The organism is Aeromonas enteropelogenes (genome assembly GCF_000819845.1).
Lineage (GTDB): Bacteria > Pseudomonadota > Gammaproteobacteria > Enterobacterales > Aeromonadaceae > Aeromonas > Aeromonas enteropelogenes.
Map to the genome: position 1 here is coordinate 17,027 of NZ_CDCG01000028.1, position 20,021 is coordinate 37,047.

Annotated in this window: 20 protein-coding genes; 1 reads left to right on the forward strand and 19 read right to left on the reverse strand. The window is 62.3% G+C overall.

Annotated elements, in window-relative coordinates:
* Nucleotides 1–58: 58 nt before the first annotated feature.
* From rpoS to BN1123_RS10540, 19 genes are all read right to left on the reverse strand, one after another.
* Complete coding sequence (gene rpoS, locus BN1123_RS10450; RefSeq protein ID WP_042026879.1) at nucleotides 59–1,045, reverse strand: RNA polymerase sigma factor RpoS; 987 nt, start codon at nucleotides 1,043–1,045, stop codon at nucleotides 59–61.
* Between the two features lie 45 nt (nucleotides 1,046–1,090).
* Nucleotides 1,091–2,125 carry a LysM peptidoglycan-binding domain-containing protein gene (locus BN1123_RS10455; protein WP_042026880.1) on the reverse strand — a complete coding sequence of 345 codons (1,035 nt, stop codon included), beginning with the start codon at nucleotides 2,123–2,125 and terminating at the stop codon, nucleotides 1,091–1,093.
* A gap of 9 nt (nucleotides 2,126–2,134) precedes the next feature.
* Nucleotides 2,135–2,716: a YqaA family protein gene (locus tag BN1123_RS10460; protein WP_026456795.1), complete on the reverse strand. Its 582-nt coding sequence runs from the start codon at nucleotides 2,714–2,716 to the stop codon at nucleotides 2,135–2,137.
* A complete protein-coding gene (locus BN1123_RS10465; protein ID WP_026456796.1) occupies nucleotides 2,713–3,330 on the reverse strand; it encodes a protein-L-isoaspartate(D-aspartate) O-methyltransferase in 618 nt (205 codons plus the stop codon). Before BN1123_RS10465 ends, BN1123_RS10460 begins: the two co-directional genes overlap by 4 nt.
* 4 nt (nucleotides 3,331–3,334) lie before the next feature.
* On the reverse strand, nucleotides 3,335–4,081 hold the full coding sequence (gene surE / locus BN1123_RS10470) for a 5'/3'-nucleotidase SurE (protein ID WP_042026881.1): 747 nt from the start codon (nucleotides 4,079–4,081) through the stop codon (nucleotides 3,335–3,337).
* Complete coding sequence (truD, locus tag BN1123_RS10475) at nucleotides 4,062–5,120, reverse strand: tRNA pseudouridine(13) synthase TruD (RefSeq protein WP_042026882.1); 1,059 nt, start codon at nucleotides 5,118–5,120, stop codon at nucleotides 4,062–4,064. Before truD ends, surE begins: the two co-directional genes overlap by 20 nt.
* On the reverse strand, nucleotides 5,120–5,596 hold the full coding sequence (ispF, locus tag BN1123_RS10480) for a 2-C-methyl-D-erythritol 2,4-cyclodiphosphate synthase (protein WP_042026884.1): 477 nt from the start codon (nucleotides 5,594–5,596) through the stop codon (nucleotides 5,120–5,122). Before ispF ends, truD begins: the two co-directional genes overlap by 1 nt.
* 40 nt (nucleotides 5,597–5,636) lie before the next feature.
* Complete coding sequence (gene ispD / locus BN1123_RS10485) at nucleotides 5,637–6,329, reverse strand: 2-C-methyl-D-erythritol 4-phosphate cytidylyltransferase (RefSeq protein ID WP_042026885.1); 693 nt, start codon at nucleotides 6,327–6,329, stop codon at nucleotides 5,637–5,639.
* On the reverse strand, nucleotides 6,322–6,639 hold the full coding sequence (ftsB, locus tag BN1123_RS10490) for a cell division protein FtsB (protein ID WP_042026886.1): 318 nt from the start codon (nucleotides 6,637–6,639) through the stop codon (nucleotides 6,322–6,324). The genes ispD and ftsB overlap by 8 nt, the downstream gene beginning before the upstream one ends.
* 204 nt (nucleotides 6,640–6,843) lie before the next feature.
* Nucleotides 6,844–8,361: a sodium/proline symporter PutP gene (gene putP / locus BN1123_RS10495; RefSeq protein ID WP_042026888.1), complete on the reverse strand. Its 1,518-nt coding sequence runs from the start codon at nucleotides 8,359–8,361 to the stop codon at nucleotides 6,844–6,846.
* Between the two features lie 343 nt (nucleotides 8,362–8,704).
* Complete coding sequence (locus tag BN1123_RS10500; protein WP_042026889.1) at nucleotides 8,705–9,631, reverse strand: L,D-transpeptidase family protein; 927 nt, start codon at nucleotides 9,629–9,631, stop codon at nucleotides 8,705–8,707.
* Nucleotides 9,632–9,779: 148 nt separating this feature from the next.
* The gene (locus tag BN1123_RS10505) at nucleotides 9,780–11,057 is read right to left on the reverse strand and encodes a mechanosensitive ion channel family protein (protein ID WP_042026890.1); all 1,278 of its coding nucleotides are present in this window, start codon (nucleotides 11,055–11,057) and stop codon (nucleotides 9,780–9,782) included.
* 141 nt (nucleotides 11,058–11,198) lie between these two features.
* A complete protein-coding gene (locus tag BN1123_RS10510; protein WP_042026892.1) occupies nucleotides 11,199–12,398 on the reverse strand; it encodes an acetate kinase in 1,200 nt (399 codons plus the stop codon).
* Between the two features lie 200 nt (nucleotides 12,399–12,598).
* Entirely contained in the window at nucleotides 12,599–13,069 is a 471-nt protein-coding gene (locus BN1123_RS10515; RefSeq protein ID WP_042026893.1) for a NanQ anomerase/TabA/YiaL family protein, read from the reverse strand.
* A 304-nt stretch (nucleotides 13,070–13,373) separates the two neighbouring features.
* Nucleotides 13,374–14,480 carry a 1-acyl-sn-glycerol-3-phosphate acyltransferase gene (locus tag BN1123_RS10520; protein WP_026456055.1) on the reverse strand — a complete coding sequence of 369 codons (1,107 nt, stop codon included), beginning with the start codon at nucleotides 14,478–14,480 and terminating at the stop codon, nucleotides 13,374–13,376.
* A 160-nt stretch (nucleotides 14,481–14,640) separates the two neighbouring features.
* Entirely contained in the window at nucleotides 14,641–16,248 is a 1,608-nt protein-coding gene (gene cueO, locus BN1123_RS10525; RefSeq protein WP_042026895.1) for a multicopper oxidase CueO, read from the reverse strand.
* A 126-nt stretch (nucleotides 16,249–16,374) separates the two neighbouring features.
* Nucleotides 16,375–17,067, reverse strand: coding sequence for an aspartate/glutamate racemase family protein (locus BN1123_RS10530; protein ID WP_042026896.1), 693 nt, complete (start codon nucleotides 17,065–17,067; stop codon nucleotides 16,375–16,377).
* A 103-nt stretch (nucleotides 17,068–17,170) separates the two neighbouring features.
* Entirely contained in the window at nucleotides 17,171–17,761 is a 591-nt protein-coding gene (locus tag BN1123_RS10535; RefSeq protein ID WP_042026897.1) for a LysE family translocator, read from the reverse strand.
* A 142-nt stretch (nucleotides 17,762–17,903) separates the two neighbouring features.
* Nucleotides 17,904–18,500 (reverse strand): LysE family translocator, encoded by a 597-nt coding sequence (locus tag BN1123_RS10540; RefSeq protein ID WP_042026899.1) that lies wholly within the window; start codon nucleotides 18,498–18,500, stop codon nucleotides 17,904–17,906.
* A 118-nt stretch (nucleotides 18,501–18,618) separates the two neighbouring features.
* Between BN1123_RS10540 and BN1123_RS10545 the strand changes: the two genes are divergently transcribed.
* Nucleotides 18,619–19,995, forward strand: coding sequence for an aminotransferase-like domain-containing protein (locus tag BN1123_RS10545; protein ID WP_042026900.1), 1,377 nt, complete (start codon nucleotides 18,619–18,621; stop codon nucleotides 19,993–19,995).
* The last annotated feature ends 26 nt before the right edge of the window (nucleotides 19,996–20,021 follow it).

Consider the following 20,021-nt stretch of genomic DNA (forward strand, 5'->3'; position numbering starts at 1 on the left):
GTGCAGATAACAACGAGGGGAGCCATGGCTCCCCTCGTGTCATTGCTATTGCCGACGGTTAGTTGGTGCGAAACAGCGCCTCGATGGAGAGCCCCTGACTCAGCAGGATCTCCCGCAGACGGCGCAGCCCCTCCACCTGGATCTGGCGCACCCGCTCGCGGGTCAGGCCAATCTCGGCCCCCACGTCTTCCAGGGTCGCCGGCTCATAGCCGAGCAGACCGAAGCGACGGGCCAGCACCTCACGCTGCTTGGGATTCAGCTCTTCCAGCCAGTGCACTATGCTGGCGCGCATGTCGTCATCCTGGGACTCCAGCTCAGGGCCCATGCCACGTTCATCAGAGAGCACATCCAGCAGCGCCTTGTCGCGATCGCCACCAATCGGGGTATCGACCGAGGTGATCTTCTCGTTGAGCTTGAGCATGCGGTTCACATCGTCCACCGAGCGATCGAGCGCCTGGGCAATGTCCTCGGCGGTCGGTTCATGATCGAGGCGATGAGAGAGTTCGCGCGCGGTGCGCAGGTAAACGTTTAACTCCTTGACCACATGAATGGGCAGACGAATGGTACGGGTCTGGTTCATGATGGCCCGCTCTATGGTCTGGCGGATCCACCAGGTGGCATAGGTGGAGAAGCGGAAGCCGCGCTCCGGATCGAATTTTTCGACCGCGCGGATGAGACCGAGGTTGCCCTCTTCGATGAGATCCAGCAGCACCAGGCCGCGGTTGTTGTAACGACGGGCGATCTTGACCACCAGTCGCAGGTTGGACTCGATCATGCGCTTGCGGGCGGCTTTGTCGCCCCGCAAGGCACGACGGGCGTAATAGACTTCCTCTTCGGCGGTGAGGAGGGGGGAGAAGCCAATCTCCCCCAGATAGAGCTGGGTGGCGTCCATCACCTTGTTCAGTTCCGGTGCCAGCAACTCATCGGAGATAGTCTCTTCCGCCTCGGCGGCTACCTCCTGCAACTCCTCAACTTCTTCTTGAGACTCGGATTCGGCGTCAAACTCTAATTCTGCATCCTGCATTACCAGTTGTTCTTGGCTCATGGTGTGTCTCCCTGACGTTACCAGAGTAAGACAGACTCTCTGGGATTAACGCTTTGGCAAATAGCTCATCGGATTGATCGACTTGCCTCTGTACCGGATCTCGAAATGCAATCGCACATCCGGCGCGTCCGTGCTGCCCATGTTGGCAATCACTGTCCCCCCCTTGACGCTATCCCCTTCCCGTACCTTCAACTCGTCGTTGTGGGCATAGGCGGAAAGATAGTCATCATCATGCTTGAGGATGATCAGCTTGCCATAACCCCTCAGTGCACTTCCGGCATACACCACCTTGCCGCCGCTGGCGGCGTAGACGGGTTGCCCCTTCTGGCCGGCGATGTCGATCCCCTTGTTACCCTGTTCGGCAACGGAGAAGCCTTCAACAATCCGGCCTTTGGCGGGCCAGTGCCACGCCAGTCGTGACTGGGAGCTGGTTGTTTTTTGTTCTTTTGCCTGAGCGTATGCTTTCGGTGGAGCCTCGGCAACGGATTTCTGAGAAACGAACGGCGTGGTCTGACCAGCACTACCACTCGCCCCTGCCGGACGCTGGGTCACAGGTTTGGTGGCCGCCACCATCTGGGGAGCCGTATTGGCGGCTGATTGTACGGTGAGCACCTGGCCCGGTTGCAGTGCATAGGGGGCGCTCAGATTGTTGCGCTGGGCCAGCTCCTGGGGCGTGGTACCGAACTGGCGACCAATGCTGCTCAGGGTATCGCCACGGCGTACCTGATAGGTGCTGGTGCTGCGGCTGGCCATGGCGCCGGAGCTGGAGGCATCGAGGCGCAGCTGCTGGCCCGGATAGATGTTGTAGGGAGGACTGATGCCGTTGAGGCTGGCCAGCGACGGCACATCATTGCCCGAATTGAAGGCGATGGAGTAAAGGGTATCTCCCCGCTTTACCACATAGCTGCTGCCCGTGATGGGCGCGCGGTTCGGAGTCCCCGCCTGGCGAACCGGGATGGTCGAGACAAAGGGGTCGCCCCCCACACCATCCACCGGAGCCGCATTTTTACTGGAGGAGCAGGCAAGCAGCAGCCATGAGAGCATGACCACACTGCTTCCTTGCCAAATACGCGAACGCATAATGGATCCTTAACGACTAAACCAGAAATAGGCCACGACGGCCAGACCGATACAGAGCCAACCGAGCACATCCACATAGTGCATCAGCTTGCGTTCCATCTTCTCCCCGCCCCAGCGCATCAGGCCCGCAACCAGGAAGAAGCGCATACCACGCCCGATTAGCGAGGTGATGATGAAGGGCACCAGAGCCATTTGCAACAGTCCGGCGGTCACGGTGAATACCTTGTAAGGGATGGGCGTGAAACTGGCAATAAAAATGACCCAGATGCCCCACTGTTCGAACCACTGGCGAGCGATGGCGATCTTGCCTTCGTAACCGACGGAGGCCACCAGCGGCTGGACCACGGGATCCCACAGGGCATAACCCAGGGCATAGCCAAACAGGGCGCCCAGTACGGAGAAGAGGGTCGCCAGGGTGGCGAAATGCCACGCCTTATGCGGCTTGGCCAGCGCCATGGGGGCCAGCATCACATCCACCGGGATGGGCCAGAACACCGACTCGATAAAGGCGGTGACGGAGAGATACCAGGGGGCGTATTTGTGGCGCGCCCACTGCATCACCATCACGTACAAACGGGAAAACAGCTTCACTCAACATCTCCATCTATCAAGGGAACAAAGCGCACCGGCTCCAGGATCCGGCTGGTCAGCTGGGAACCGGCGCGCTCAATCAGTTGCAGGGTTTGCTGCTTGTCGCCCACCGGCAACACCAGACGCCCCCCTTCGGCCAGCTGGTCGGTGAGGGCCGCGGGGATCTCGCTCGCCGCGGCGGTGACCAGAATGGCATCAAACGGCCCTTTGCTGGGCCAACCCAGCCAGCCGTTGCCGTGTTTGGCCGAGACATTGTGCAGATCGAGCTGGCGCAGACGGCGCCTGGCCTGGAACTGCAGCGACTTGATCCGCTCGACCGTGTAAACATGCTCTACCAGATGGGCGAGGATCGCCGTCTGGTACCCTGAGCCAGTGCCAATCTCCAGCACGTGGGCCGGATTGTTCTGCATCAGCAGCTCGGTCATCCGCGCCACCATGTAAGGTTGCGAGATGGTCTGGCCGTGGCCGATGGGCAGGGCGGTATTATCCCAGGCCTTGTGCGCCATGGCCTCGTCCACGAACAGCTGGCGCGGCACTTTCGCGATCGCCGCCAACACGCGAAAATCGCGAATATCCTGTGCAATGAGTTGATTTAAAAGGCGCTGAACTATCACACCCTCATCCCTGCATATCTAGCCATGCACCCAGCCCAGCCAGACTGTCATAAGCAGTCATGTCGATGGTCAAGGGGGTAATCGAGACATAACCCTGTTCGATGGCGGCAAAGTCGGTGCCATCGCCCGCATCCTGCTGGCTGCCGGGGGGGCCAATCCAGTAGATGGGCTGGCCACGGGGATCCTCGGTGCAAATCACCGACTCCGCCCGGTGGCGGTTGCCAAGGCGGGTCACCCTGATCCCCTTGATCTGGTCGAGGGGCAGATCCGGCACATTGACGTTGAGGATCTGGTCGGCAGGCAACGGATACTTCATCAACCCCTTCACCAGCAGGGCCGCATAGTGGGCTGCCGTGGCGAAATGGGTCTTGCCCACCAGGGAGATGGCGATGGAGGGATACCCCAGGTGGCGCCCCTCGGTGGCGGCCGCCACCGTCCCCGAGTAGATGACATCATCCCCCAGGTTGGCACCGTGGTTGATCCCCGCCACTACCATGTCGGGCTCAGGGCGGACCAGCTCGTTGACTGCCAGATGCACGCAGTCGGTCGGCGTCCCCTTCACCGCATGAAACCCGGTCTCGCCGATGCGGGTGACCCGCAGCGGCACTTCCAGGGTCAGTGAGTGGCTGGCGCCACTGCGGTTGCGATCCGGCGCCACCACAATGACCTCGCCACAGGCGCCCAGCGCCTCGCTGAGCACACGAATGCCCTCGGCATGCACACCATCGTCATTACTGACCAGAATTCGCATCGGTCTGCTTCCTGAAACCATGATCGGCCTCTTCGGCCTGCATTAATTCCCGCACCACGCTGGTGGCAAAGGCGCCCGCCGGCAGGAAGAACGACAGGGTCAGCGCATCGCCTTCCAGCTGCCAGCTCATTTGTTCCGGCTTGAGCAGCAGCGGACGGCGATCCTGATCCAGCCCGGCCTTCTCCAGCCCCTCGCACCAGTCGCTGTAAGGCGCCAGCACTCCCTGCTCGAACTCGGCTGCCGCTCCCTGGCTCGCCAGCCGGCCACGACCCCACATGGGGGCGGTCAGCTGCACGTCACCGGCGGCGAGGCGCGCTGCCAGCTCGGGGGTCACGCTCTCTTCGCTGAAGATGGAGTGGCTGCCCCTCAGCATCACGCAGTCACCGGCCAGCAGCTGGTGTGCCAGCCCCTGCTCGATGCGGGCGCTGACGATGGCGTTGAACAGCATGCTGCGGGCGGCGGAGAGGTAGAGGGAGCGCTTGTTGCGATCCTTGATCCGCTTGCCGGCAAACATCGCCTTGGCCGCTTCCAGGTTGTTGCCTTCCCGGCCAAAACGCTGCTCGCCGTAATAGTTCGGCACCCCCTGGGCGGCAATGGCCTGCAGGCGGGACACCAGCCCGTCGGCCCGGGTCAAACCGGTCAGACGCAGGGTGAAGTGGTTGCCCTTGAGGTAGCCCACCCGCAGTTTGCGGTTGTGGCGTTTGGCCTCCAGGATCTGGATGCTGTCGCTCTCGATGACCGACAAGTCCGGCTCGGCCTTGCCCGGCAGGTGGATGCCGAACCACTGCTCGGTCACCGCGTGGCGATCCTTCAGGCCTGCCCAGGTCACTGCATTGCGCGCGACCCCGGCGGCATCGGCCAGCAGCCCCGCCACCCAGGCGGTGTTCTCGCCGGTTTTGCGCACCCGCACGAAGATGTGCTCCCCTTCCCCGCAAGGCTCGAACCCGAGATCCTCGATCACCACGAAATCGTTGGCCTCGGCCTTGAGGATGCCGTGGGCGGTGGGGGTTCCGTGCAGATAGTTAAGCTGTTCCAACATTATTGTTTCACCAGTAAGACGACGGCTTCGGTGGCGATCCCTTCCTTGCGCCCCGTGAATCCCAGTTGTTCGGTGGTGGTCGCCTTGACGTTCACCCGGTTCAAATCACATTGCAGATCGGCAGCCAGCACGGCGCACATGGCGTCGATGTGGGGAGCCATCTTGGGGGCCTGGGCGATGATGGTCACGTCCAGGTTGCCGATGGCATAACCCGCCCGCTGCACCCGGGCAAAGACATCCCGCAGCAGGATGCGGCTGTCGATCCCCTTAAATTCGGCGGCGGTATCGGGGAAGTGGCGACCGATGTCACCGGCGCCGATGGCACCGAGCAGGGCATCGCTCACCGCATGCAGCACCACATCCCCATCGGAGTGGGCCAGCAGACCCTGTTCATACGGCACCGCGACCCCGCCCAGCATGCAGGGGCCTTCCCCGCCAAATTTGTGTACATCAAAACCATGTCCAATCCGGATCATGTGCGCTCCTTGTTTGGGCCTATTTGTTCGAATTCGCGGGCTATGCCTGCTGGCTTAAAAACAGCCCGGCCAGGGAAAGATCCTCCGGCCGGGTCACCTTGATATTGTCGGCGCGCCCTTCCACCATGCGCACCGGGAAGCCGGCCCGCTCCATGGCGGAGGCCTCGTCGGTAATGGTGGCCCCCAGCATCAACCCCTCTTCCAGCGCCCGCTTGAGGGTGCGGGTGGGGAACATCTGCGGGGTGAGGGCATGCCACAGCTGTTCACGCTCGACGGTGGCGATGATGTTGCCTGCGGCATCCGAGCGCTTCATGGTATCGCGCACCCGGCTGCCGAGGATGGCCCCACCGCAGTTCATGGCGGTGGCAATCAGGGCATCGAGATCCCCGTGGGTCAGGCAGGGACGGGCAGCATCGTGCACCAGCACCCACTCCCCCTCGGCCACCTGGAGGGCATTGAGAACAGAAAAGGCGCGTTCGGCGCCTCCTTCGACCCGGATGACACGGGGATCGGCGGCGACGGGCAGGCTCTCGAACCAGGGGTCATGGGGCGCCAGCGCCACTATCACCCGCTCGATGGCGGGATGTGAGAGCAGGCGCGCCAAGGTATGTTCCAGAATGGTCTGCCCCGCCAGCTGCAGGTACTGCTTCGGGCAGTCGGCCCCCATCCGGCTACCGATCCCGGCGGCCGGCATTATCGCCGTCAGACCGAAGGCGCGGCTTGCATCAGTCATGGTAGGGCTCATCGTCCGGTACTGTCTCTCTGTCTTTCTCTTTGGGGATGATCCGGTAGAAGGTCTCCCCCTGCTTGATATAACCCAGATCGTTGCGCGACAGCTCCTCAATGGCCTCAAGGCCCGAGGTGAGATCATCTATTTCGCGGTAAATGAGGTCGTTACGATCCTTGAGGGCCTGGTTGTCCCGCTCTTGTTGCGAGATCGCATCCGACAGGTTCTGGTAATCGGACAGCCCGTTCTTCCCCAGCCAGAGGTCATATTGCAGGCCCCCCAGCAGGAGGAGCAGGATCAGGGTGAATAGGCGCATGCTCTAGGTCTCCTTCAGGGGGCCTAGTGTCCCATATTCGGTGGCAAGACAAAAGAAAGCCAGCACCCGGGAACCCGGGTTAGCGCATAAAAAAAGTCCGAAGATGAACCAGATAACAACAAGCCCCGCCAAACCGGGACAAGGGTACCGAAGTGGTACTCCCTGACCGGGGCGGGGCCGAGGGGCGTCAGACTGCCCTGAAGATTAGTTGACCGTGACCGGGGCTCCTTCGCTGGCAGCCGGGGTGTTGAACTCCTCTTCCGCCTCGTTGAAGCGCTCCAGCATGGCCTTGGAGGGTGCTTCGCCAAGCAGGCTGCCAATCACGATGGCAATGCTGGCGAAGACGAAGCCCGGGATGATCTCATACAGACCCAGCCAACCGTACTGCTTCCAGACGATGACGGTAACCGCACCGACCAGCATGCCGGCCAGGGCGCCGTTGCGGGTCATGCGCGGCCACAGCACGGAGAAGAGTACCACGGGGCCGAAGGCGGCACCGAAGCCCGCCCAGGCGTAGCTCACCAGCCCCAGCACCCGGTTCTCCGGGTTCATGGCGACCGCGATGGCCACCAGGGCGATAGCCAGCACCATCAGGCGGCCGACCCACACCAGTTCGCGCTGGGAGGCGTTCTTGCGCAAGAACGGCTTGTAGAGATCCTCGGTGATGGCGCTGGAGCAGACCAGCAGCTGGCAGCTCAAGGTACTCATCACCGCCGCCAGGATGGCGGAGAGCAGCACACCGGCGATCCAGGGGTTGAACAGGATCTTGGAGAGTTCGATGAAGACCCGCTCCGGGTTGCCGGTAACGCCGGCGGCCACTTCCGGGAAGCGGCCGAAGTAGGCCAGACCGAAGAAGCCGATGGCCACGGCGCCAGCCAGGCAGAAGATCATCCAGGTCATGCTGATGCGACGGGCGCTGGCCATGGAGTGGTGGGAGTCTGCCGCCATGAAGCGCGCCAGGATGTGCGGCTGACCGAAGTAGCCCAGACCCCAGGCCATCAGGGAGACGATGGCGATCACGTCCAGGTTCTTGAACATGTCGAGGTTGCTGGCGCTCTTGGCCGCCACTTCCACCATGGCGCTGTCGATGCCGCCCACGGCGATGATGACGAACACAGGGGTGAGGATCAGGGCGAAGATCATCAGGGTCGCCTGCACCGTGTCGGTCCAGCTCACCGCGAGAAAACCACCGAAGAAGGTGTAGGTGATGGTGGCTGCGGCACCGACCCAGAGGGCGGTGTTGTAATCCATGCCGAAAGTGCTTTCGAACAGGCGGGCACCGGCCACCACGCCGGAGGCGCAGTAGATGGTGAAGAACAGCAGGATCACCAGGGCCGAGAGGATGCGCAGCACCTTGCTGTGATCCTCGAAGCGGTAGGTGAAATAGTCCGGCAGGGTCAGGGCGTTGCGGTTCTTCTCGGTGTGCACCCGCAGGCGGCCGGCCACCCAGCGCCAGTTGAGGTAGGCGCCGATGACCAGACCGATGGCGATCCAGCTCTCTGAGATGCCGCTGATGAAGACGGCGCCAGGCAGGCCCATCAGCAGCCAGCCGCTCATGTCGGAGGCACCAGCGGAGAGGGCGGTCACCCAGCTCCCCATGCGGCGGCCGCCGAGAATGTAGTCGTCGAAATTGCGGGTGGCGCGATAGGCAATAAAGCCGATCAGCACCATCCCGAGGATGTACACCAGGAAGGTGATTAACATGGGTGTGCTAGCTGTCATTCAAAACTCCGTTTCATGTAGCGTGACGGCCCGCTCTACCGACGGGCTCTTTCCTTAAAAACCGCCATAGCTTAATCAGCAGATCCCGTGAGCTCAATCATTTTTAACAAACACAAAACACAATAAAAACCTTTACGCATCAATATATCCTCCAGGACAAGGGGATAAGTCACTATTTTATATTGCGGCAGTGGCCTCGCAGTCCCCACTCCAGACACGTCTATATCGGTGCACCGACCGGGCTCGCGGCGCCGTATGTCACAGGGCACCAGGCAACAAAAAGGGCGAACAGCATGCTGCTCGCCCTTTTCATCATCTTATCGCCCGTTGGCGCTCAGCACCTTCAGCGATTGATGGCAATCGGCATGCCGCTGCGCTGCTCCAGCGCCTGCTTGACCCGCTGGGAGTCGCTGTCGGCGTGGGCGATGAAGCGGGTCACCGCCGGGGTGATCGGCAGCGGCGCCGGCAGGCTGGAGTTGAACTCGGCCTCGCTGCGTGAGAGCGGCTGGTGCACCTCAAGATAGCGGCGACCATCCGGCTCTTTGGCGGCCTTGATCGGCTGATTGACGAATTGCACCCGGGTACCGACCGGTACCTGCTTGAACAGGTATTCGATGTCATCGTTGCGCAGGCGCACGCAGCCGTGGCTTACCCGCAGGCCGATGCCAAACTGGGCATTGGTGCCGTGGATGGCGTACATCTTGCCGATGTAGAGGGCATAGAGGCCCATGGGGTTGTCGGGACCGGCCGGCCAGACTGCAGGCAGGGTCTCGCCACGGGCGGCATATTCGGCGTGCATCTTGGCCGTTGGGGTCCAGGTCGGGCGCTCCTTCTTGCGCTGCACGCTGGTCACCCAGTCCTCCGGAGTATCGGTGCCCAGCTGGCCGATGCCGATGGGCAGCACCTCCACCACCTTCTTGTCCTTGGGATAGTAATAGAGGCGCATCTCGGCCACGTTGATGACCACCCCTTCACGGGGTGCATCCGGCAGGATCAACTGCTGCGGGATCACCAGCTTCTCGCCGGTCTGCACCAGCAGGGGATCCGCCTTGGGGTTGGCCTCAAGCATGTTGGTCAGCCCGAGCTGGAATTTGGCGGCGACCGCCTCCAGCGGCTGGCCGTTTTCCCCGGCCGGCACCACGTATTCCAGATTTTCCCCCACCAGGCGGCTGTTGGCGGCAGGCAGGGCATATTCAACGGCAAACACAGGCGCGGCGGTCAGCAGCAGGCCGTAGCAGAGGGTTGCCACACTATTGCGAAAGAGCTTCATAACTTTCCCATGATGATGACTTGATGGAGGTCTTCGGGCTGGCCCCAAGGCGCAATATGCCTGGGGCCGAAGAGAAGGCCGCCATTCTTCTCCTCTGCCCGGCAAATTTCAACCGACAAGTCGTGACGGGTCAGTGATTAATATTCGCTCAGGCCGCTTGTCCGGTTTTCTGGTCAGCCGGTACGGCCCCGCTTTGCCAGGCGCGCATATCGTAACCTGTGGGAGACTGGTGCAACCGCAGATGAAACTGCTCGATGATGGCAAAAATGTGGTCGAAAATATCGGCCTGGATCCCTTCGTATTCACCCCAGGCAGTGGTCGCGGTGAAGCAGTAGATCTCCAGTGGCAGGCCATCTGACGTGGGGGCCAGTTGGCGCACCATCAGGGTCATGTCATTGCGAATGCCGGGATGGGCCTTGAGGTAGGCATCCAGATAGGCGCGCAGGGTACCCAGGTTGGTGAGATGGCGGCCGTTGATAGGGCAGTTGATCGCCTCCCTGAGCTGCTGGTTGTAGCTGCTCAGCTCCTGCTCCTTGCGGCTCAAATAGGGGGCCAGCAGTTGGGCCTGCTTGAGCTGCAGTTGCTCGTCTGCAGTCAGGAAACGTACGCTGGTCATGTCGATGTTGACGCTGCGCTTGATGCGGCGACCACCGGATTCGGTCATCCCCTGCCAGTTCTTGAACGAGTCGGAGATGAGGGCATAGGTGGGAATGGTGGTGATGGTCTTGTCCCAGTTCGACACCTTGACCGTGGTGAGGCCGATGTCGGTCACCTCGCCATCGGCACCGTATTTATCCATCTGCAACCAGTCCCCCACGCTCAGCATGCGGTTGGCCGAGAGCTGGATCCCCGCCACCAGGCCGAGGATGGGGTCCTTGAACACCAGCATCAGCACCGCAGTCATGGCACCCAGGCCGCTGAACAGGAAGAGGGGGGATTTGCCGAGCAGCAGGGCGATCATCAGGATGCCGACCAGCACGCTCCCCACCAGCTTGGTGCCCTGGAAGATGCCGCGCAGGGGCAGATCCCGTCCCAGGCTGGTGTTGCGACTCACTGCCAGCACGCAGTCGAGCAGGGCGAAGAAGGCGAGCAGCAGGAACAGCAATATCCAGAGCTGGGCCACCACTTCGATCAGCGCCAGACTGTCGGAGCCGCCGGGCAGCCAGATCTCCGCCTGGGCGAGCAGCACGCCCCCTTGCAGCACAAAGGCGAGCCGGTTGAAGAGCCGCTGCTGCAACTGGGGCGGCAGCCACACCTGTTTGGCCTTGCCGAGGACCCCGACCAGGCGCACCAGCAGGAAGCGGTGCAGCATCATGTGCAGCAACAACGAGGTGATCAGGATGAAGCCGAGCGCGATCACCAGCGCCATCATGCTGGTCACCTCCACGCCAAGACCGGACAGCCAGCTAAAAAACGCTTCTTTCATTCTTCTCTCCCAAACCTTGCAGCGGTTCGCTGCAACCACCATGGCGGTCAGGGTACCTATCCCCTCCCCCATGTCAAATCGGCCACCACCAGAAACGACAACGCCCGGCACAGGCCGGGCGTTGAGACAACACGAAAAGAGTTAGCCAACCAGGCCGAGGGCATCACGGGCGATGACCAGCTCTTCGTTGGTGGGGATCACCATGGCCAGGCGGCTCTCTTTGGTGGTGATGCGACCCTCGCCACCCAGCACGGCGGCGTTGTTGGCTTCCTGGTCCACCTTGAAGCCGAACAGGGCCAGGCGATCCAGCACCATCTCGCGCACCATGGCGGCGTTCTCACCGATACCGCCAGTGAACACCAGGGCGTCCAGACGACCATCCATGGCGGCAGCATAGGCGCCGACATACTTGGCCACACGATAGGTGAAGACATCCAGCGCACGCTTGGCACCGGCGTCGGTCGCATAGTTGGAGGTCACATAGCGGCAGTCGCTGCTCGCCTCGGTCAGACCCAGCAGACCGGACTCGCGAGTCAGCACCTTGTTGATTTCGTCCACGCTGTAACCGAGCTGATCGTGCATGAAGAAGACAACCGCCGGGTCGATATCACCGCTGCGGGTGCCCATCGCCAGCCCTTCCAGCGGGGTCAGACCCATGGAGGTATCGACGGATTCGCCGTTCTTGATGGCGCAAACGGAGGCACCATTGCCCAGATGGCAGTTGATGATGTTCAGCTCTTCGAGCGGCTTGCCCAGCGCCTTGGCAGCTTCTTCCGCAATGAAGCGGTGGGAGGTGCCGTGGGCGCCGTAGCGACGGATGCCGTGCTCGCGATAGAGCTTGTGGGGCAGCGCATAGAGGTAGGCCTCTTGCGGCAGTGTCTGGTGGAAGGCGGTGTCGAACACGGCCACGTTCTTGTCAGCCAGTTGCGGGAACACCTTCAGCGCGGCGCGGATGCCGATGAGGTGCGCCGGGTTGTGCAGCGGCGCGAACGGGATGGCCGCCTCGATGCCGGCAATCACGCTGTCATCGATGCGCACGGAGCGGGAGAACTGCTCGCCGCCATGTACGATGCGATGGCCGATGGCAACCAGTTGCCCGGCAAGAGTGGGATCCTGCGGCAGGATGTGGCCCACGATGTGGTCGAGGGCCTCCTGGTGAGCGGCACCCGCTCCCAGCATGGCTTCGCCCTTGACCCCGTGGAGTTTCCATTTGATACGTGCATCATCCAGATTGAAGCATTCGGCCAGGCCGGACAGCATGTCCTCACCTGTTTCGGCGTCCATTACGGCAAATTTCAGGGAAGAGCTACCGCAGTTAAGGATCAGTACCAACTTGCTCATTTTCTACATCTTCCTGTGCTTCGGCTTTATGCCGACAGTGTCGTGTCATCCAAAAGAGGATGGGATTCCCCTGCCGGGGGCTTATGGTCGCAGGAGGGTGCGTCCAATTTTTCAATTCGGGTCGTGCATGGCACTGATTGCAAACGGTGCGCAGCACTCAAGTTCAGGCAGCGTGCAACGCACGCCTTGATTCGATAACGTCAGATATTGACCAGCAGGTCCCTGTGTACCTTGACCACCAGCTTCTTCACTTGGGCGGGTTGCTTGAAGGTACAGAGCGGGCGATGCAGCTCGCCCGGCCAGAAGATGGCGAAATCCCCCGGTTGCAGCGCCAGATAGCTGGTCTGCTCGTCGTCGACGAACCAGAGGTCAGGATGGGGATGGTCGGCGCCCTCACTCACATAGTCATGGGGGCCCACACCGATCCACTCTTCACCGCGCAGCAGCAGCTGGATATCGAGGTACTGCTCATGAAATTCGCCGCGGCGATCCGGGGCCGGCTCGGTCAGATCCTCGCTCACCAGACAGAACAGCGTGAGGCCGTCTATCTCCTGCTTGCCGACGGGGGCATCGCGCCAGTGGGCGACGCTTTTCACCACGTCAGCCATGATGCGGGCGAGCGGCGCTGGCAGCGGGGTGCGGTGCAGAGTGTTCAGGCTACCGGTGATCATGGCGCGTCTTTCCTGTTAGGTGTATCTGCGCGGCATCTTTGCCCGCCAATGAAAAAGGACCTGTGTCAGGTCCTTCGATAATACCGTCTGCAATCCGTGCAAACCGGTTTAGAGCTTTTGCTCGTTGTCTCTTTATGGGTGCACTGTTACACACTCGTCCTGTGCTTGCCAAGGCCATGGCACCCAATTGCGCAGTGATCGTACCAGCTGAAACCATATTATTCACCACCCTTTTACCATCGGCTTTGACCAGACGCAAAAACGGGAGCATCAGCTCCCGTTTTTTTCACGTAATCGGTTTCGTTCAAACCTTGCCGGCGTTTTCCACCGGTTTGGCATACATGGCTCGCCAGATAGCCTTGTGCTCTTCGGGCACCTCGGACTGGCGACTCAGGAAGGCGGCCTGCTCTATGGTATTGGCGTGGCCGGCCACATCTGCCGCCAGGTAGTTGCTGGGGAAGAGCTGATAGTTGCCCCAGATTGCCTTGTCGATCAGCGCGGCCAGCTCGTCCGGATCGCTGAATCCCTCGGTGATTGGGGCGCCGAAGGAGACATGTACCCGCCCCTTCATGCCGACGATGCCGGCGACGATACTCTCGATATCCTCGAATTCGCCCTTCTCATAGCTGCCGTTGACCGACTTCTCGTAGAGCTCGCGCGCCTTGGCCTTGTCGGTGGGATCCAGCTCGTAGCTGATGCTCACCGGCACGATATTGAGGCTGCGCATGTAGTCGGCAAACTCGATCTTCTGCTTCTTGCCGTCCACGTAGAACATCTTGAGGATGGCCGGATCCGTCTTGTCATCCCCATCCTTGGCACGGCCTTCCTTCTGGGCGATCCAGATGGAGTGCCCCTCGTGCACCGACTGGCCGATATAGGCCGACAGCTCGCCGAGGGCCTTCATCATCTCCCGCGGCCCCTTGGCGGAGCGCTTGACGATAAAGCTCTTGTTGAGCTTCATCAGCTCGGTAGCGCAGGGTTTGCGCAGCAGGTTGTCACCGATGGCGATGCGCACCGTATCGAAACCATGGGTATAGAGACCCCAGTTGACGAACGCCGGATCCATGGCGATGTCCCTGTGGTTGGAGACGAACAGATAGCCCTGCTCTTTCTTCAGATGCTCAAGCCCGGAGAAGGTCACCCCCTTGGTGGAGGTGGCGATCATGCGGGACATGTACTGGGTCACCCCCATCTGCACCTGATGTACCGTGGTCACCTTGGACCACTTGTAGCGCAATACCTGGCGGATCAGCGGGCGAATGGCCCAGCCCAGCCAGCTCATCAGGGAGCCAAAACGATACTTGGCGATGGCACCGACGAACTCATCATCCTGGATCAGCCGTTCGATGGCGGCGGGCACTTCCTCATCACGGTAAGGGCGAATGTCCGCGAATCTATCTACTTCAGTCACAATGTCAGCCTTGCATGCTAGGGGGGCACGGCCAACCCGAGTTGGCCGGGAAAAAATCAGGGCGCAATTTTACACACTTTTATGACGAGGGGTATGAGGTCGACGTAGATAGTGAGATCTGACCAGTAAAATGAGCGGATGGCCCGCAGGCCATCCGGGATCAGGCCTCCACGGTGAAGGAGAGCATCATGCCGGTGTCCTCGTGCTCCAGCAGATGGCAGTGCGCCATGTAGGCGCGCTCCTTCGGGGCCGGATGGTCGAAGCGCACCAGCACCTCGCTGCGATTTCCCTCTACTCGCACCATGTCCTTCCAGCCGGCACGATGGGGCGCCACCGCCTGGCCGTTCTCCCGCAGGATCCGGAAACGGGTGCCGTGAATGTGGAAAGGGTGCAGCATCATGTCCCCCTCTCCCGAGATGATCCAGCGCTCGGTTCGGCCCTGCTTGACCGCAAACATCGGCTGGTCCATGACAAATGCCTGACCGTTGATCCGGTTGCCCGTGTGCAGATCCAGCGGCTTGGGCGCCTCTTTCATATCGGCCATACCGTCGTGCTGCATCTTGGCCGTCTCGCCGTGATCCATGCCCTCCATCTTCATGGCGCTCTGTTTGCCGGCATCGCCGTGCGCCATGCTCATGCCCGCCATGGCGCCGTGACCATAGCGTTCCATCAGCGCCTGCATCCCCAGGCGATCCAGTTCGGGATCCATCGACAGGGTCAGGGTGCGGCTCGTCATCCCCTCCAATGCGGGCAAGGCCGGCAGACGGGCCAGGCTGTCCGGCAGCCGCCCCTTGCCCTCGATGAGGGAGGGCTGGATCCGCAGCAGCGGCAGTGCGGCATCGAACGGGGCGAGCGTCATGCCCATCTGGCGTACCGGCAGGCTGACCAGATCGAACGCCTTGCCATTGCGGGCATCCACCATCACCTCGAAGCGCTCCCCCGGCAGCAGCTCAAGCTTCTCAAGCACAACCGGCTCCGCCAGCAGGCCGCCATCGCTGCCAATCACATAGAGGGATCGCCCGTCGCTGGTCGCCACCTTGAGGGAGCGGGCATTGCACCCGTTGAGCAGCCGCAGTCGCAACCAGCCCCTGGGGGCGGCATGACTCGGAAACTCGGCGCCATTGGTCAGCATCAGATCGCCAAACCAGCCGACCGCCGCACTCATCACATCCAGCCGGTAATCCACCTGATCCTGACCATCGAGCCGCTTGTCCTGCAGCACGACCGGAATGTCATCCAGGCCCCAGCGGCTGGGCAGAGGCAAGCGCTGGCTCTCCTCATCGTCGAGGATGAAGATTCCGGCCAGCCCCATGGCCACCTGATGGCCGGTCCGGCCGTGGGTATGGGGGTGATACCAGCAGGTGGCCGCCGGCTGCTCGATGCGAAATGCCGCCTGCCACTGCTTGCCAGCGGCGATGGTGGCTTGGGGGCCGCCATCGGCGCTGCCCGGCACCTCCAGGCCGTGCCAGTGGATCGTGGTGGTCTCGGAGAGCTGGTTGTTGACCTGCATCGTCAGCGACTGCCCCTGCCGCGCCCGCAGCGTCGGCCCCAGCAGATTGCCGTTGTAGCCCCAGGTGCGGGTCGCCTGGCGCCGCCACTGCATCTGGCCCGGCTGGGCATTGAGCCGGATCACCCCCTGCTCGTCCGGCGCAAGCAGGGCGGGGATCGGCAGGGCGGGACGTTCGGACGCCAATACCTGGTTCCACCAGGGCAAGGCGCTGGCCACACCGAGTGCGGTAGAGAGTTTCAGAAAATCGCGACGCTGCATGGATCAATCCTCCTGGTCTGAGACAGACTCTCAGCCTAGATGAGCGCCCAATGGCAAGGTCAAGGGCTGATACACAGACTTGTCTTATTACCCCGGTTCGCCAGCTTGCCACCCGGACTCCTTGCTTTAGCCCAGTGCCAGCGTAACCGCCGCCTCGGCATGGATGGCTGTGGTGTCGTAGAGCGGCACCGCGGCCTTCGCCTCTCCCACCAGCAGGGCAATCTCGGTACAGCCGAGAATGACGGCCTCGGCCCCGGCAGCCGCCAACCCCTCGATGATGGCCAGATACTCGGCCCGCGACGGCTCGCGGATCTGGCCCAGGCAGAGCTCGTCATAGATGATCCGGTGCACCCGCTCCCGCTGCGCCTCTGGAGGAACCAGCACCTCCAGCCCGAAACGCGTCTGCAGCCGCCCCTTGTAGAAATCCTGCTCCATGGTGAAACGGGTACCGAGCAGCCCGACCTTTTTCACCCCATCCGCCAACAACTGGTGGGCGGTGGCATCGGCGATATGAAGCAGCGGAATATCGATGGCCGCCTCAATCTCGGGGGCCACCTTATGCATGGTGTTGGTGCCTATCAGCAGAAAATCGGCGCCACCGGCCTGCACGTTGCTAGCCGCCTCGGCCAGCAGACGGGCGGTGGCGGCCCAGTCACCTGCGTGTTGCAGCCGCTCTATCTCGGCAAAATCGACGCTGCTAAGCAGCACTCGCGCCGAGTGCAGACCGCCGAGGCGCGCCTTTACTCCCCGGTTGAGCGCCTGATAGTAGCTGACGGTGGACTCCCAGCTCATGCCACCCAGCAGACCGATACATTTCATGGGAACTCCTTATGCGACTCGTTCACAGCGCGGCACGGCGGCCGCCATCGCGATAAAAAAGGCCCCGAAGGGCCAACAAGACAGACGGTAAAAGCCAGCAGGCCTAGATCCAGATCATCAGCACGCAGGCCGCCGTGGCGAGCCCCATGCCGAGGTTGAAACGACGCCAGCCATGGGCGGTGCGGATAAGGCGGCGCACCTGGGCACCGAACAGCACCCAAAAAGCCCCGGTGTAGAGGCCGGTAATAAAGAAGATGGCCAACACCCAGAGTGCGGACGGCCAGTAGCCCTCCCCCGCCAGGGTGAAGCCGCTGATGGCGGAGAGCGCCATCATCCACGCCTTGGGATTGAGCAACTGCAGCATGGCCCCCTGATGGGCCGGGATCAGCGGCCGGTTGCCCTCCGCCGGGCCGCTGGCGGTCGCCACCTTCCAGGCCAGCCAGAGCAGGTAGGCCGAACCGATGAGCTTGAGGCCGTCGTGCAGCAGCGGCACCTTTTCAAACATGACCCCAAGGCCGAGCGCCGTGGCCAGGATCATCAGATTGATCCCCCCCACCACCCCCACCAGCAGGGGAAGGGTGCGACGAAACCCCTGGGCGGCGCCGGCGCTGGTGAGCAGCATGTTGTTGGGGCCCGGCGTGCCGCAGGTAACCAGGGCAAATCCCGCCAGGGGCAGTAACCAGTTCAGATCCATCTCAACCTCTTGGTGGTACAACACATCCGTTATGGAGCAAGCCTCCTAATATGCAGAGCCGGCCCAGCGGCGACAAGGGGCACCAACGCACTTATTTGCATTTTTATGCGTGCCTGGCACACAGATCCAAGGCGCCAGAGAGTCAATACCAGAGCATCACCACGCAGAGCGCAGTCAGCAGGCCGAGGGAGCCATTGAGGCGATGCCAGCCCCGATCCGTGCTGATCCAGTTGCTCAGCTGATGACCGAACAGCACCCAGACAAAGCAGACTGGAAACCCCACCAGCGGGAAGATCAGCATGATCCCCCACAGACTCGGCCAGTAGCTGGCGCCGGGCAGGCTGAACAGGCTGATGGCGGAGATCCCCATCATCCACGCCTTGGGATTGAGAAACTGAAAGCCCAACCCCTCCAGCAGGGTCAGGGGGCGGGCTCGCCGGGCCGGATCACCGGGAGCGCCGGCCACCGCGATGCGCCAGGCCAGCCACAGCAGATAGAGACTGCCGAAGATCTGCAACCCCACCCGCAGCGGCGGCCAGCTCTCGAACAGGGGATAGAGCCCCAGCGCCAGCACCAGTTGCAGCACGGGTTGCCCCACCGCGACGCCGGTCAGGTGTGGCAGGGTGCGACGCACCCCGAAATTGGCACCGGAAGCAGTTAACATGAGATTGTTGGGGCCCGGCGTGCCGCAGGTGAGCAGGGCAAACCCGAGCAGGGTGACATACCATTCCATTGTCATCTTTGTACTCCTGAATTGCGGCAAATTGTATCGATACAATTAGCTGTCATTGATTGTTGTCAGGTTGAATTTCACGCTATATTGCCGATACATTTCGATCAATGGATTTATTGTCACCATGACAATCTGGACCCCGGACATCACAACCTTCGACGGCCCCCTCTACCTCAAGCTGGTCAAGGCCATCGAGCGCGACATCGCGAGCGGCATCCTACCGGCGCAGACCCGCCTGCCCACCCACAGGGCGTTGGCGGACAGGCTGGGGGTGACGGTCGGCACCATCACCCGCGCCTATGGCGAGGCGGAGCGGCGCGGCCTGCTGGCCGCCCGGGTGGGGCACGGGACCTGGGTCAAGGGGGACAATGAGGATCCGGCCAACGCCTGGGTAATCCGCAAGGAGGAGGGACATCGCATCGAGCTGTGGCAGAACCTGCCGGTGCAACTGGATCGGGCCGCCATCATCCGCCCCATGCTGGAAGAGCTGGCCGGCGGGGATCTCAACGCCCTGCTCGGCTACGACAAGGAGGCGGGCCAGCCCGGCCAGCGCCAGTTGTTTATCGACTGGCTGGCGGAGCAGGGCGTAGCGGGGAGTGAGGATCGCCTGCTGTTCAGCCACGGCGCCCAGCACGGCATCACGCTGGCGCTGCTGGCCACCGGCTGCGTGGGGGAGACCCTGTTCTGTGAAGGGCTCAGCTATCCCGGCATGCTGGGCAACGCCCGCCAGCTGAAGAACCAGGTGGTGGGACTGGCGATGGACGAAGAGGGGCTGATCCCCGCCGCGCTGGAGGCGGCCTGCCGTACCCGCCGTGCCAAGCTGCTCTACCTCACCCCGACCCTGCAAAACCCCACCACCGCCACCATGAGCCTGGCCCGGCGCGAGGCCATCGTCGTCATCGCCCGCCGCCACGATTTGCTGATCGTCGAGGATGACGTCAATGGCCTGCTGCCCCAGACACCGGTGACGCCGCTGGTCAACCTGGCGCCGGAGCGGGTCATCTACCTCGGCAGCCTGGCCAAGATCGCCTGTGGCGGCCTGCGAGTCGGCTTCGCTCTGGTGCCAAGTGCCCTGCGCAGCGCCTTCGCCCAGACGATGCGCCTGTCGAGCTGGATGGTAAGCCCGCTGCTCATCGAGCTGGCTTGCAAGCTGGTGAGCCAGCGCCAGATCATGCCATTGGTCGAACAGCAGCGGCAGATCCTGGCACGGCGCGGCGAGCTGCTGCGCCACCTGTTGCCGGGCGCCTGCTGGCAGGCGGGATCCATGCATGCCTGGTTGCCGCTGCCCGAGCCCTGGCGCAGCCAGGAGTTCGCCGAGGCCGCCAACGCTCTGGATGTCGGGGTGGCGAGCGGGGAGCACTTCGCCGCCGGCCAGTTTGCTGCCCCGCAAGGGGTGCGCCTGAGCCTCAGCCAGCCGGCCACAGACGCTCGCGTCGCCGAGGGGCTGGATCGGCTGGCGCAATTGCTGCGGGGCACACCGCCCACCAATCCCCTGCTATAGTGGGCCAGCGTCCATCACCCGGCCCA